General features: G+C 46.8%; 8 protein-coding genes. All 8 read right to left on the bottom strand.

The annotated features are described in order from the left end of the window. Window positions 1-7 precede the first annotated feature (7 nt). The 8 genes from EPL05_RS11365 to EPL05_RS11330 all read right to left on the bottom strand — a co-directional run bounded on the left by EPL05_RS11365 (window position 8) and on the right by EPL05_RS11330 (window position 14,774). Window positions 8-2,188 (bottom strand): hypothetical protein, encoded by a 2,181-nt coding sequence (locus tag EPL05_RS11365; protein WP_128534080.1) that lies wholly within the window; start codon window positions 2,186-2,188, stop codon window positions 8-10. A gap of 67 nt (window positions 2,189-2,255) precedes the next feature. Next, window positions 2,256-3,014, bottom strand: coding sequence for a DUF3823 domain-containing protein (locus tag EPL05_RS11360; RefSeq protein WP_128534079.1), 759 nt, complete (start codon window positions 3,012-3,014; stop codon window positions 2,256-2,258). Window positions 3,015-3,026: 12 nt separating this feature from the next. Then, entirely contained in the window at window positions 3,027-4,940 is a 1,914-nt protein-coding gene (locus EPL05_RS11355; RefSeq protein ID WP_128534078.1) for a RagB/SusD family nutrient uptake outer membrane protein, read from the bottom strand. 10 nt (window positions 4,941-4,950) lie between these two features. Continuing rightward, window positions 4,951-8,097, bottom strand: coding sequence for a SusC/RagA family TonB-linked outer membrane protein (locus tag EPL05_RS11350; protein ID WP_166727683.1), 3,147 nt, complete (start codon window positions 8,095-8,097; stop codon window positions 4,951-4,953). A gap of 193 nt (window positions 8,098-8,290) precedes the next feature. Then, window positions 8,291-10,915 carry a Kelch repeat-containing protein gene (locus tag EPL05_RS11345; RefSeq protein WP_128534076.1) on the bottom strand — a complete coding sequence of 875 codons (2,625 nt, stop codon included), beginning with the start codon at window positions 10,913-10,915 and terminating at the stop codon, window positions 8,291-8,293. Window positions 10,916-10,979: 64 nt separating this feature from the next. Then, window positions 10,980-12,011 carry a GntR family transcriptional regulator gene (locus EPL05_RS11340; RefSeq protein WP_128534075.1) on the bottom strand — a complete coding sequence of 344 codons (1,032 nt, stop codon included), beginning with the start codon at window positions 12,009-12,011 and terminating at the stop codon, window positions 10,980-10,982. A gap of 101 nt (window positions 12,012-12,112) precedes the next feature. Continuing rightward, complete coding sequence (locus tag EPL05_RS11335) at window positions 12,113-13,495, bottom strand: FGGY-family carbohydrate kinase (protein WP_128534217.1); 1,383 nt, start codon at window positions 13,493-13,495, stop codon at window positions 12,113-12,115. Between the two features lie 4 nt (window positions 13,496-13,499). Further along, a complete protein-coding gene (locus tag EPL05_RS11330; protein ID WP_128534074.1) occupies window positions 13,500-14,774 on the bottom strand; it encodes a TIM barrel protein in 1,275 nt (424 codons plus the stop codon). Between the last annotated feature and the right edge of the window lie 49 nt (window positions 14,775-14,823).

The following is a 14,823-nucleotide window of genomic DNA, read 5'->3' as shown; positions in this document are numbered from 1 at the left end:
AAATATCTTACCAACTCAATTCAACTTTTACCCCCGCAGGATCATTGGCGAAGCCGAGGTATACCGTGTTGGACGACTCGTCCCAAGATGTTTTTACATCTGTAAGCTGCTGGCCCTGGCTATTGGTCACTTTTGTGGCCTTGGGTTGCGCCGGCAGCAATACCCGCATGCTATTCAATGTTTTGATTGGGCTTTTTACCACGAACGAATAGCTTTTGCCAAGCACTTTTTCGTCATACGCCCTTGAAGCCGCGGCCAATACCTGCGGTTTTGTTTTATCGACTATCCTGTTCGTGTTATACAACAATGATTGCTCGCCGGGGTTGATAATCTTTTGAGCAAGCACCGGCAGCTGCGGATCGAACAGGTCGATCACCGGGCCTTTGATGGTATAGGGTTTCGCATCGGCATTCTCGTCCATCACCGAAACAACAACATAAGGGCCTCGCTCCAGGTAGAGGCTGTTTTTAAATTCAAGCTTGCCTGCCTTGGCGTCGTTCTCGTAACCCTGTTTCACCACCTTTACAAAATTCGGATCGGCATTGGCTCGTAGTACAAATTCTTTTGGATTTTGCCTGATGATGTAAACCGAGCCTTTACCGAAATTGAACTTCTCCTGCCCGGAAGCACCGTTGATCTTCATCAGCTGGAAAAGGTGCTGAGACGGAGCGGTAAATTTGTTGCTTTTGGTATCCCACCATTCCATTACCGATTGGTACGGGTCGTCGTCTCGGCCGCAATAGATGAGTACACCACCTTCTTTTACCCATTTAGCCAGCGCGATATGGATCTCTGCCGAAACCGGCTTCATGTTAGTATAACTCACGATCAACACCTTGATGTTTTTTAAAGTGGCGGTGTAAGTGAGGTTTTCCATGTGTACCGTTTGCACCGGTACGCCGCGCTTAAGCAGTGGCAGGGTTTGCCCGTAAAAGTTGGAGAATTGCGGATCCTCGAAACCATTATGCGTTGGAAAGCGCTGGAACATGAGCGAATTACTCATCAACACGCCGATGCCATTAACGCCTGTTACCTTATTTTCAGATGCCGGCATACTGTTCAAAGCATTCACCATGATCTGCATCTGCGTGGAATAATACTGCGGGATCAGCACTTTTTCGTTACTGTTAGCCACCTTATAAGGATGCGTGTAGATCCTTTCGGGCCAGGGCATTACTTCATAATCTGAAACCGTAGGGTAAAGCAGCTTGGCTGTAAAAGTAGCCTGGTAGTTCTTTTTATAATCCGCCCAATCGCGCGGCCAGTCCTCAATAGGGTCGGTAAGGAAATACATTTTGCGGCCCGTCGGCGCTGTCATGGATACCATGGAGCCATATTCCAGGAATGCGTTCTCAAACACACGTTCTTTTTTTTGCCCGTCGAAAAACGTGGGCTCGCGGGAGGTACCGGTCCATACCTGTGCTATGTAGCCGTCGATGCCGGGCAGCGATGCCAAACTGGCCTCGGGACTAACAATTTGCCACGATGAATAATTCACCAGCGAATGCGTGGCGATGTATACCCTGATGCTTTTGCCTTTGCTTTTACCATATGCTTTGGCGTAGTTAGATGTTTCCTTAATGGCCTCGTAATACAGGTGATATTTTAGCTTGCTGGAGAGGTAAGTATTCTCTGCCGATTCGTGCTGCGGTTTCCAGGGGAAACCGTAATACTTTTGCCATTCTTCTTTAAAGGGTTGGCTGTAACCGGCTCTCGCCCAAAATTCGGGTTCTTCTAAAAAGATGTCGGTTATCCCCGCATCTATTACCCGCTTAATAACGGCGGTTTTCATGTATTCGATAAAAGATTTAACCGGCACTACGTAAGGCATATCCTTCCCATGGAATATGGTATCACCCTTTTGAGTAACCTGCCCAACGCCGAGGTGGTTGACGCCATCCCATTTGCCTAAAAAGTAGTCTTTGTAGTCACCCCAGGCTATGCCGGTCATAAACTGGGTTTGATAGCCGTGGTCGCGCCAGGATTGCAGGCGTTGTTCAAAGGTCATCCCGGGCCGGTCGTTCACGCCGTAAACAATGGCAATATCAGACCGCACATCTATCTCGGGGATCCAGGGACTGCTGGTTTGGAACGCAGTTTTCTGTTTTAATGCAACAGGCTTTCCTGGCTGGGCATACACCCCACCCGTGAGTGCCACTAATGCGCAGCTGAGTAAAAAGTTTTTCATAGGTAGTATTTAAAAACCTGCCCGGAGCGTTTGGACCACCGCCCCGGAGCAGGATGAACAGTTTTATCTAAGGAACACTAATCGTTTTCACATCTGTGTAGTTGTAATACTTCAAACCATAATTGGTACGGGCACCTATGCGGACAAAATAATCGCGTTTGGTGGGAAGCGGACCGCCCTTTGTTGTAAGGGTAATGGTTTGGCCCAGCTGGGCATTAGCCGATGAACCGCTAAAATCCATCTGCGGCGAATACCGGTTGTCGTAATTGTTATTGCCCACAAACTTATTGGAGTTCAAAAACAAATGCACATCGGTAATATCATTCTGAAACCCAGGGTCGCTGGTTCCTCGGGTGATCTTAAAGCTGGCCGAAACGGTACCGTCTGCATTTAAAACCGGCTCGCCAACCCATTCAACCCGCAGTAAAGGGTCAACCGAAAAATTAACGGTAGTGGTGCCTTTAATATCAACGGTTTGGCTTTTATCAACCGTGGTAGCACCGCTGCCATTAGTTTGCATCAGTGGTACAAAAGCACCTTCGGCGCTAATTTTATTTTTGCCTGCAAATAGTTTGGTGTAGTTAAAAGTACCATCCTGCATAGATGCGATATAGAAAGGCGTTGGGTTATCACTCCAGCTGATCTCCAGCAGTTTAATGCGCGTTCCGCCGCCACCGTTCTCAGTTTGCAGGGTTTTGCCTGTGCCGGCGTCGATTACGCTGCCTGTGAGGGTTTCCTGCGGTTCTTCGTAATTATCCAGTTTCTTGCATGAGGATGCCCCAAGAGCTATCGCACATACGGCTATTGTATATAATATCTTTTTCATGTTGTTAGCTTATTAATAACCGGGGTTTTGAATTAACTTCTGACTTTTCTGGATCTCGCCGTTCGGGATCTCTTCGTAGTACCAGCGCACATCAAAGGTGTAGCGCACGTTACGCTCGTCTGTACGCGCATCAAAAAAGTACTTTTTGTCGTTTGCAGAATAAAATGGCATCAGCACCCGGTAAATGGTTGAGTTCTGCTCGATATCGGCAGTTCTCCATCTCCTCATATCCCACCAGATCTTGTTCTCAAATCCAAGTTCTTTCCTTCTCTCCTTACGAACCACGCTCACGTTTGACAAATCCCCGGGGCCTGCAAGCAAAGTAGCACCTGCTCTTTCGCGTACCTGGTTAATATCCTGGTACGCATCCTGCAGATAATCCTTATCGTTTTGCCCTAAAGCGTTTAGCTCATAAGCGGCTTCGGCGCGGTTAAGCAATACCTCGGCGTAGCGCATCTCTATCCAGGTTTGGTCAGAGCGGTTCTCCAGAACCTCCGAAGTCGGTTTATCCGGAACCAGATACTTACGGATAGAAAAGCCCGATATAGCGCAGGTACCATCACCGGTGAAAACACCGCTTAAACCTGCAGGGTTCATGGTTGTACCATCGGGCAGCATATATGGGCTTTGGTTAGCATTGGACGATTGCACAATGTTTGCCGTTGGATAATTTGATGTAGAACCCGGCGCTAAAAGTGGATTGATACCACCTGCCGAACTGCCGGTGTAAATACCTCTGCGTATCTCTATATTCTGGCCTTTAAACTTATCACCGGGTAGGATAACTGTTGCCCTTAGCCTTGGCTCAGCATTGGCAAAAAGATCCATAGTATTGGTATACAGTTCGTACTTGCCGGACGTTGTTGTCCTGAGTGTTCCGTCAGCATTTTTGGGAAGGCCGTCAAACAGTTCTACATAATTCAAAGTTGGGTTTACCGCAGATGAATAACCATTGCCACCCATTAACTGGCGCGGAACGTTATAAGCATCATAACCGTGAACAGATTCGGGGTAATGGTACTGCTTCACAAAAATGTTCTCATTGCTGCTTTCATCATAAAACATGTTAACATAGTTTTGAAACTGTGCTTCCTTATCGCCGGCGGCCCATACTTTTTTATAAAGGCTGTATTTAGGAGCAACCAGCAGGGCGGCATCGTAAGCAGCTTTAAAATAGGTTACCGCTTTGCCCGAAGGAATACCGCATACCCGGTTGCCGGCACCATCAGATAGTGTAGTGGTGTTGTATTTGGCTATAGCACCCGCATACAGCATAGCCCTCGATTTAAATGCCGCGGCAGCATATCTGTTGGCGCGACCTGCTTGGTTAGATTCTGATAAATTAGCGTATGCAAAATCGAGGTCGGCGGCAACAAAATCGTAAACAGCCTCTTCGGATGCACGGGCCATGTTCAGGTCGTCAATATTGGCAGTTGGATATTCCAATACTTTATCAACTATCGGCACACCTCCATAGCGTTTTACCAATGCGAAGTAGGTAAGCGCACGGATGAAACGAGCTTCTCCCAACCAAGAGTTAACCTGCGCAGGTGTGTAGGTACTTGCGTACTTTGGCATATTCTCGATAAAGTAATTGGCATCCCTTATCAGCTTGTAGCAATCGCTCCATGGCGATTCGCCTACGTTTTCCTGCATAGCGCCGTTTTGGTCGCGGCTTAGTGCCTCGCCGGTAACAGCAGGAAAGGGGCTGATGATCCAAAAGAAGTTTAGTCCGCGCTGCGGTGAATACCTGAAATCTTCTATCGGTAGCTCGCTGTAGATGCGCGCCATGTAGGCCTGTATCCCGCCGGTACTTGTAAAAACGTCCTTATCCTGTATAATGTTGATAGGAGGTACGTCGAGCTTTTTACATGCTGTTGTCCAGCAAACCAAAAAGCATATGATGATGTATATATTCTTTTTCATGTTGATGATCTTATAACTTAACATTTACGCCCAGTGAATATGTCTTGTTGAGGGGGTACAGGTACCCGTATGTGCTGGATGGGTGCTCCGGATCGAGGTATTTTACCCCGGTAAAGGTTAGCAGGTTGTATCCGTTAACAAAGATCCTGGCGCCTTTTATACCTATCTTTTTAGCGAAACCCGGTGCAAGGCTATAACCCAACTCAGCAGATTTCAACCTCAGATACCTGGCATTCTGGATATTGAACATCGAGTTCACATCGGCTGTTGTACCGGTAAGCGCGTAGTTGCCTGGGATCCAAACCGTGTTTGGGTTGTATGGATCAGCATTGGGATCGGTCGGATGATACCTGTCCAGGAACATGGTAAGCGCGCTGCCTCCGCCCCACAGCGGAGTATTTAATTGCTCGAAATACGATACGGTAACACCTGTAGCACCTTGCCATACGGTGTTAAAATCGAAACCTTTATACGAGCCGCCAAGCGTTAAACCGAAGGTGGTTAACGGCGCGCTGTTATAAGCAATAGGGTGTACATCGTCTCCGTTGATCTGCCCGTCGCCGTTCCAGTCTTCGTAAACATAATCGCCTACTACCGCGTTGCGCGATACAAATTGCCCGCTGTTTAGGATATCCTGGTAATTGGTATAGCGCCCATCGGCACCAAGTCCCCAGTAGATATTATCCCAACGGTTATTTTGGTTGTTATGCCAGTTAAGCTGCGAGTTGCCAAAAGCTGCCTGCACAACGGTACGCCTCATGGTACGTGCATAGGCCAGGTTTCCCTTTAAAAAGTAATTGAATGCGCCAACGTGGTTGCGGTGGCTTAGCTCTATTTCGAAACCCTGAGTGCGGTCGCTGTTTAAGTTTTCCTGCGGAAGATCGGCGCCGACAACACTTGGCAAGTTTAGGATCTGCGTACCCAGTAAGCCGTTCCGGTCGCGGCGGAAAGCGTTAAAGGTTGCACCCAACAAGCCGTTCCATGCTTCCAGGTCAACGCCGATATTATACGTTTCGGCATTGAACCAGGTAAGGTTGGGGTTTGCAATACCTAAATTTTGGGTGCCGTTAACAAACGTTCCGTCGAAAACGGAGCCCGGAGGCAACTGGTTATTCGAGCCATCGGCAGGGAAACGATAACCGGTAAGGAACTGGTAAGCCAAAGCAGAGTCGTCACCCACTTTTCCGTAGGAAACGCGGAACTTGAGATCGTTAATGAACGATAGCGCAGACCATTTTTTCCAGAAATCTTCCTGCGAGATCCTCCAGCCTAATGAACCCGCCGGGAAAAAGCCCCAGCGTTTAAGCGGAGAGAACCTGGAAGAACCATCGTTACGGAAACTGACCTCGGCAAGATATTTTGATTTGTAGTTGTAGTTGATACGCCCTACTATCGATTTATTGGTATAGTTATAAATATCACCGGAATTTGATGAGCCCACCTGGTTTTCGCTGCTTCCTGAGAAAAGCTGGTCAACCGCGAGGGAGAGCTCGCGCTGCGCGTAAAAATTATCCTGCTGGCGGTTATTTTCTTCGTACAGCAATAAGCCGGTAAAGCTGTGGTTGCCAAAAGTACGGTCGTAGTTTAAAGAAAGCTGGGTTAAAGTACCCGGGCGTTCAAAAAACTCGCGACGGAAAGTTGCCGGGGTTTGATTTGGCACAGCCGAATAGCTATCAGAGTTTGTATCGTAATTGTATTGGTTGTACGATTTTTGATAGATGCGGTTACTGGAGTTATAATAATCATAGCTGAACAATCCTTTAGCGCTTAAGCCCGGAACAAAGGGCACGCTATACGTTGCAGAGATCTGCGATTGGAACCACTTGTTGTTGTAAACGCGGTAGCCGTTCACATTAGCATCTGCCAACGCCACGGGGTTAGAGCCGTCAACCTGCCCCACGTTCAGGTAATCCGGGTTGTTATTGGCGTAGATAGATTGTGTTGGCACCTGCCTCCAAAACGAACGGATGATCCACCAGGCATCCTGGTAGGGCTGGTTTTTCTGGTCCATAGTACCGTTAATGTTCAAGTCTACCGTAAGGTTTTTGCTGATATGAGTAGTTAGGTTCGACCTCAGGTTATAACGTTTGTAGTTAAGGTCGCCGCTGCGCAGGAAACCATCCTGCTGGGTAATACCCGCACTGATGAAGTAATTTGTGCTTTCGTTCCCGCCCATGGCATTTAAGTTATGCTGCGATTGCGGTACGCTATTTTTTATAACCGGGGTATACCAATCGGTAGTGGTACGGCTGCCGCTGGCGTATGCGTCAAAATCTGCAGGTGAATACTTTACCTGGCCGCCATTTACGTTATGCAATAACTGCTCGTTCACCAGGGTCATGTAATCTATCGCGCCTACTGGTTTTGGTAAGCCGGATGGTACCTGGAAACCATAAGTGCCCGAGTAGTTTAGCTCCAGCGAGCCTTTCTTTCCTTTTTTGGTGGTTACTAAAACCACACCGTTTGCCGCGCGAACACCGTATATGGCCGCTGCCGCGTCCTTCAGTACCGATACGCTTTCGATATCGTTTGGATCAAGCCGGGTGATATTGTCACGCGGAACGCCGTCGATGATCACCAAAGGATCGCCGAAACCACGAATGCTAAATGAATTATCGAACGAGCCGGGCTCGGCCGAGTTTTGGGTTACACGCAAACCGGCAACTTTACCGGTAAGCGAGTTGAGGACGTTCTCGTTTTTGGTGGTCACAATCTCGCTGCTGTTTACCGTAGCAACAGAACCGGTTACGGTAACCTTCTTTTGCGTGCCGTAACCAACTACCACCACCTCATTAAGCGTTGAAGACGCCTGCGTTAAAGTGATACTTACAGATGGCTGGCTGCCGATAACAACATCCTGTGTTGCATACCCGAGGAAAGAGAACTGGAGCGTTTGACCCGAATTTACGGCGATGGAATACTTACCGTTTACATCAGTAACGGTGGCTGTACCGGCCTCTTTTACTTTTACGGTTACACCGGGCAATACACCGGCGTTGTCTGATACCGTACCGGCAATGGTTTTGGTTTGTGCGAAAGATGTGCTCCACATCAATACAAACAGCAGCGGCATCATACAATACTGCACCGTCCGCCTGATCTTCACACCATAGTGAATGCGATGGCATCCACCATAATTAGTAAAATTTTCACTCATAGGTTTATTGGTTTTAAACTGGTTATTGCCGGTAATGCAACCGCTGGTCAACGGCAGCATCAGATTAACCGACGAGCAAGTATAGAGGGGGAAGTATTAAAAGATGGGTTAAAAAAGGGGTTAACGCGGTCAAAAATTTATTAACCAGGCAAAAATTAACCCCAAAAATGTAGTATTGGTTAAAGCGGCTGCTTTATTTACAGATCTTATCGAAATGGATGGGATATTCACCGCCGAGGGATCGGGCATAATCGGCAACAAATTCATCATAGGCGCGCCTGGCAACATCAACGCCCTTTATCCGGCGGAGTGCCTTGAGCTTGAATTTTAGCGCGGTATCATTAAAGGGGTCAATGGCCATTACAACCCGGCACAGGTCCAGTGCTTTTTTGCGTTCGCCGCTATCATAGATCCGTCTGATTTCGGGGACGATGATCTGCAATAGCGCTTCTTCGAAGCCCACTTTGGTTTCATCCAACCAGGGTTCCTGTATATCGGGCAAGAGAGCCCCGCGCGAAAAGAGATCGAGCTGCGTGGCTAACAACTCGTCGGGTGTTAGCTGGTGTTGTTTAAGCTGCGTTATCGCATCAGCTACCGCGAAATAATCACAAAAAAAACCTTCCTGCAATACAAAGCAATAGGTATCGTTCACAAAGCTGAGTTCGATGCCATCGATATCCGCTATGATGTTTCGCAGGTGATTGATGGTCACCCCCCTGATGTTCTTTGTTTTGGTAACTTCCTTATCGGGCCATAGCGTTGCAGAGATCTTTTTGGATACCACGCCATGCCCCCCGCGGCTGTTCAACAAAACGAGGATGAACAGCTGCTTTATTTTAGGGCTGAACATGTAGGAGATGTCCCTGCCGGTTTTATCAAATACCGCGAAATCGCCCAGGGTGTAAACCGCGTTGGGTTTCTTTTCGGCAGCCTTCTTTGTATTGTAAATATCCTCCGGGAGTTCGTTTTCATCGCCGTTCTCCAGCGCTTTTAACCGGCGCTTTCTAACCAGGTACCATACCGCAGCAGCAGCGATCAACAAAACAATTACCAAGTATTTAATATACTGGCTAAAACCTGGAGTAGCCGGCTGGTGCGAGGCCAGGTAAGCCGCCTGGCTGACCGGCGGGGCAACCAATGTAAAAACACGTACAGACGATTTGGTAGGTGATGTAAATTCCTGCGCCGTACAAATAAACTGTTCCTGCCGGGCATCGTAAAACAGGTTGAAATCGCTTTCTATCCGCTCGGAGGTAACAGGAATGGCACCGCTTACTATTTCGTAGGACCCATCTTTTATAGAGAATTTATAAAGCCGCAGGCTGGTTTTGGGTTTTTCGTGCGGGTAACATAAAGCGTAAAAATACTTTTTGTCTTTGGAAAGGATAAGGTTGTTGGCCGATACATAAGGCTCTTCATCCGGCTTTATTTCCCAGCATTTTTTTATGGTACGGGTAGTTAGGCTAACCCAGTACAAATCGTAATAATGCGTGCCGCCAACTATTTGGTTGCCGGATTGATTGCCGTACCCTCCAAAAATATAAAGTTCATTACGCTCATCGGCCTGGCTGCTTCCCGAAAAAAATCGTGGCGAGATGGCATCGCCTTTAAATGCTACGGTCTCCCACTTGTCGGCCTCCTCTTTATACCTAAAAAAGTCTTTATGATAGGAGAAAGAACCGTAGCCACCAAACAGGTAAATATTTTGCTGGTCTTTATCAAAAAAGGCATTATGATGATGGTGTTGATCTTTAATAAAGCCTTTTCCTATTTCTTCCCATCTCAACGTTGCCAGATCGAGCGCGGCTATGCCGTGCGATGTATCGGGCGGTTGAACTTCGTACACATAACATTTGTTCAGGCGAGTGTTAATAACGCTCTTGCCCAGCAAAAGCGCCATCGGAAGCCTGTTTTGAAATGGTTTTACCTCTATCCGTTCATCGGGCAGGTTATAGGTGAGAAGCGAGTCCCTTTTAAAGACAAAAAGCTGCTGTTTTGCCGCATCAAAATTTAGCCCGGCTACTTCAAAAAAGCTTTTGCTGAATTTCGGCGTCCAGGAATACGATTCGTTGATGAGCCAGGCAGGGTGATCTACATAGCCGAACGTTTCACCTTCGTCGTTATGCACGGCGTTGCCTTTCCATTCTGCCAGCGGGAAAAAGTAGCGATCATCCGCATCGCTAATGATGAGGTTTTTGATGGCCATTTTAGGTACATCAGAATAATGCGGGTTTTTACCAAAGGTGATCTGCGGCGTAATTTTATCCTCAAACCCAAAATCTTTTGCGCGGTACAGTTTGCCGTTCATTAAAAATGTTACCGTGTTATCGGCGAGGCCAATATCCACCTTAACGGGCATCCACTTCCGTTTTTTTAGCTGGGCAAGGTTAAGGGGGATCTCAATTTTGTTGCTTTTGCTATCAATATTAAAATTCAGCGCCGGCGACCCGTTGTGGTTATAAATGTAGGTAAGGCTGTAAGAATTGTTGCGGGTATCGGTAATGTTAAAAACGTAACCAAGGTGGTCGTTATCCCATAACGACAGATCGAAACTTATTGTTAAATGATTATGAAAGGTTGGTACATTATCAGCAAAAACAACATACGATGTACGTTTGCTCATCAGGCTGTCGTTGGAGTTGAACTGCAGACCCTGGGCGCTTCCCTGCGACGTTGCCAAGGCAAATAACAAAAAGGTACAGCAATTTTTATATACCGCTTTAAAGGGTAATAAATATCTGTTAAACATTTTCATTTTGGCGGGCACGGGGTAGTTAGATGCAAACAAGTGTGCAAATTTAGCTTTTTTCGTGGCCAAAATGCGGTCAATTGTTACCCTGTTATTAAAAGTGATGATCCGGGAAATTGTATAACCGCTCGGATTATAAGGAGGCCCTCCGGATGTAATAAAAGGGCACTTCCGTTTTTCTTTTGGTGCTTTCCAAAATCATGCTTGCCGCCACTGCACCCATGTACTTAAAATCGGTTGATATGGTGGTGATACCATTAAGCAGTACCTTTTTTAAGGGTGTTTCATTATACGAGATAACGCCTACATCTTTACCGGCTTTAAACTTATACTCTAAAATCCGTTCCAGCAAAACCACCAGGTCGTCTTCCATCAGGCTAATGAACACTTCCCCTTTATTTATTGAGGCATCGCTTATATTGCTGATCACTTCGTGGTTAAACGCGTACTGCTGGCAAAAGCGCTTAAAGCCGCTAATGATCTCCACCGGGAAATACGTCTGCTCCGGGAAAACGAGTTTTATGGTGTGATACCTACTTAACTGCGTGCGTGCCTGGTAAAGCGCGTTATAAATATCTTTCTCAAAGTTTTCGTACACCACACTGTATTCGCCGGTTATGCCGGGGATGTTCTTATCCAGCAGTATCAGCTTATCCTTGGGGATGGCATTGATCACCTCGTTGGCGTTTTCACCGCCTTCTATAAAGTGAGGGATAATTACATAGTGCGAATAATCTTCCTTTGCAGATTGCAGCAATTTTTTAAACAGGTTGAAGTCGTTGTTATAAATATAAAAATCGATGGCCACATCATCTCCGAGGGCGGCCACCAACGAATCATATATGATCTTTTTATGCGCGCTCAGTTTGTTGAACAATAAAAATATTTTTAGTTTCTGCCGAAAATCGAGGTTGGAGATACAATAGCCCTTGCCTGGAAAAGACGTAACCACTCCAATTTTTTTTAAGTGACGGTAACTTTTATGGATGGTATCTCTTGAAATGTCGAACTGGTAGCTCAGTTCGTTAATAGATGGAAGAAGATAATCCTTTTTTATAACACCGGCTTCCAGCGCATTGATGACAGAATTGGCTAACTGTAAATATTTTGGCGTTGCGGAATATTCGTCTATCTTGATAAAATCATAAAGGGTAAGCTGCTTCATGAAATAGTTTTAGCTCATAGTTCTTGTAAAACACATATTTACGGATATTTCTCTCATCCGGCAATAGTATCCGATATAAAGCCCGTTAAAACACCCTGTGTTCATAGCGCTATGGCCTCGCTTGCTGAATAATATTTTAGTTCGATGATATCGCTCGGGATGGGTTTGGTATTCCATTCTTTATGGATGCTTAACGCCGCACCAACTGCCGAGGCCTGTGCCATTGATGCGGCGAAGGTCTCTATGTTGTGAAAAGAAGAAGCCAGTAAATGCATGTAAATGCTGTTTTTGCTAAAGCCGCCATCAACAAAGATCCTTTTAACCGGCGTGTTGGTTAATACCAGCTTCGTCGATTCCACCTGCAAATTGACCAGATCGAGGGCCAACTGGTGATAGGCTTCCTCATCGTTATCAAATGCCGACAGGTCCCTTGATGCGAATACCGATTCTTTGACAAATCCTGCTTTTGGTGCGTGCCTATTTCTCTTTTTTAGCTTAACCATCACCTCAGGATCGAAAGGGAGATTCCTAAATTTGATGGCATCCTGGTTAAAATGGACGCCTATCCTTTTCACCTGCTGCTCATGCTCAAACCCGGAAAATAAACGCGAAGCCTTTACGTGTTTACCTTTATACTGGATATAAAAAAGGCAATCCTTATTCAGCTCGTCCGCTGTTAAAGGCGATTGATTAAAAGGGTTTAAACTAATGCACCAGGTACCGGTTGAAATAAGAATAAAGGGCTCGCTAAAATTCACCAGGTAAGGAATAAGCGCCGCCGAACTATCGTGCAGGCCTACCCCCACCTTATAGTTATTCCCGGGGAACAAGGCAGGCAAGGCCTTGTCCGCTGCGGCTACGGGGGCGAGTTTTAAGGCCAGCCCTTCGCGTTGCACCCATTCGTGGTAGCGGTCGTTCGCAAAATCCCATAACGCGGTGTGGCAGCCTATGCTGGTAAGATCGGAATAGTACTGGCCCGAAAGTAAAAAGCTTAAGTACTGCGGTAAATGCAGGGCGTATTTTATACGCTTAAACAATTCCGGCTTCTCATGCTTGATCCGGTAAAGCTGTAAGCCCGAATTTAGGTTGCCCAAAATAGGGGAAGCGGTTTCGGTACTAAACTTAAGCTCGCCGCCATACGTTGAATAAAACTGATTGCTGAGATCTTGCGGGTAGGGCTTAAGGTAATTGTACAAGGGCGCTACCGCCTGGCCAAATTCGTCTAAATAAACAAAGCTGGCACCGTACGCAGAAAAATTCACTGCCTTTACCGTAAATTCCTTTAACCTGAAAATTTCGCTCAGCGAATCGAATACCGACAAGCGCAGGCTTTGCAGGTTTTCGCAGGCAAAGCAATCTTCGTCCACTGTTTCTATAAACCGCGCAGTTTTTTCAAAAACAATACGGTAGTCCCGATCAAACAGGAACAGCTTTTTATTGGTCTTACCTACATCAAATATGGCTATGACAGGTATGGCGTTCATCATATTACAATCCCGTAGCTACCGTTTTTAAACCACGTTCGCTTATTAATTGTTCGCGTACGCTTAACCTCCTATACGCACTAACCGGGTCTAACGAACCACCGTTTCGCAGGCTGGCTTCCGCAACAAGCGGCCTTACATCTGTGCGATAGGCCTGCTGCAGTATCTCCTGCGCCAAAGTCACATCGTTGTTGTTTTGCGCCGCGACTAACGCCGCCTTGTCTACAATAAGCGCCTGGGCATACGCAATTTTGATGGCTTGTACCGATTGAAGCAGATCCTCTACCGGGTCTTTAACGTTATGCGATGCATCTATCATCCAGCCCAGATCGGTTGCATGGTTCATGCCCCTTGCATCCATCCCTTCTACCAGTTCGTTAAATATCAGGAACAATTGGTATGGGTTAATGCTGCCCACGGTAAGGTCGTCGTCGCCATATTTTGAGTCGTTAAAATGGAAACCTGCAAGTTTATTTTCCATCAACAGTATAGATACGATCTGCTCTATATTGGTGCCCTGCAAATGGTGACCAAGATCTACCAGTGTGCTTGCCTTTGGCCCCAGTTTAGATGCCAACAGGTAAGACTGGCCCCAGTCGCCAATAGTGGTGGAGTAGAAGTTTGGCTCGTAGGGCTTGTACTCTACCCAAACCTTCCAGTCGTCGGGCAAAGCCTCATAAATTTCCTGCAGGCTTTCCAGCGTGTTTTGAAATGCCTTACGGAAGTTTAGCTGACCCGGGAAGTTAGAGCCATCTGAAAGCCAAACCGACAATGCCTTCGAATTTAGTTGCACCCCGTATTTGATCACCTCGATGTTATGCTCAATTGCCTGTTTGCGCACGGCCTTATCGGTATGATGCAGAGAGCCGAACTTGTAGCTCAGCTTTTGATCTTTCTGATCCTGGAAGGTGTTGGAGTTTACGGCATCAAAATGTAAGCCATGCTGCGCTGCCAACACGTTCATTGCCGTTGCATTCTCCGGGATATCCCACGGGATGTGCAGGGAAATGGAACTGCTGGACTTGTTCAGCGCGTGAATCACGCCCACATCTTCTATCTTCTCTTCCAGACTGCGCGGCTCGCCGCCGCCCGAAAAACGACCGAAGCGGGTACCACCGGTACCCAAAGCCCAGCTTGGTATGGCAACGTTAAAAGCGCCGAGTTTAGTCAGCACCCCCTCAACGTTATTAACGTCGGCGGCAATGTGCTCAAACTGATGTGTATGTTTAGCGCTTAGCTGATGGTTAAGCTCATCAACCTTATGTTTCTCAATTTGCATTTGGTTATAATTTGGTTTAGCCGGTGGTTAGCCGGCTGTTTTTCAATTA

Source organism: Mucilaginibacter gilvus (genome assembly GCF_004054195.1).
Lineage (GTDB): Bacteria > Bacteroidota > Bacteroidia > Sphingobacteriales > Sphingobacteriaceae > Mucilaginibacter > Mucilaginibacter gilvus.
Note: the sequence above shows the minus strand (reverse complement) of the source record. Positions and strands in the feature narration are given on the sequence as shown.

What these genes read in the sequence shown, in the direction of transcription:
- EPL05_RS11350 (WP_166727683.1), bottom strand. Translation starts at nt 8,097, where the DNA reads ATGAGTGAAAATTTTACTAATTATGGTGGATGCCATCGCATTCACTAT.
- EPL05_RS11355 (WP_128534078.1), bottom strand. Translation starts at nt 4,940, where the DNA reads ATGAAAAAGAATATATACATCATCATATGCTTTTTGGTTTGCTGGACA.
- EPL05_RS11365 (WP_128534080.1), bottom strand. Translation starts at nt 2,188, where the DNA reads ATGAAAAACTTTTTACTCAGCTGCGCATTAGTGGCACTCACGGGTGGG.
- EPL05_RS11340 (WP_128534075.1), bottom strand. Translation starts at nt 12,011, where the DNA reads ATGAAGCAGCTTACCCTTTATGATTTTATCAAGATAGACGAATATTCC.
- EPL05_RS11335 (WP_128534217.1), bottom strand. Translation starts at nt 13,495, where the DNA reads ATGAACGCCATACCTGTCATAGCCATATTTGATGTAGGTAAGACCAAT.
- EPL05_RS11360 (WP_128534079.1), bottom strand. Translation starts at nt 3,014, where the DNA reads ATGAAAAAGATATTATATACAATAGCCGTATGTGCGATAGCTCTTGGG.
- EPL05_RS11330 (WP_128534074.1), bottom strand. Translation starts at nt 14,774, where the DNA reads ATGCAAATTGAGAAACATAAGGTTGATGAGCTTAACCATCAGCTAAGC.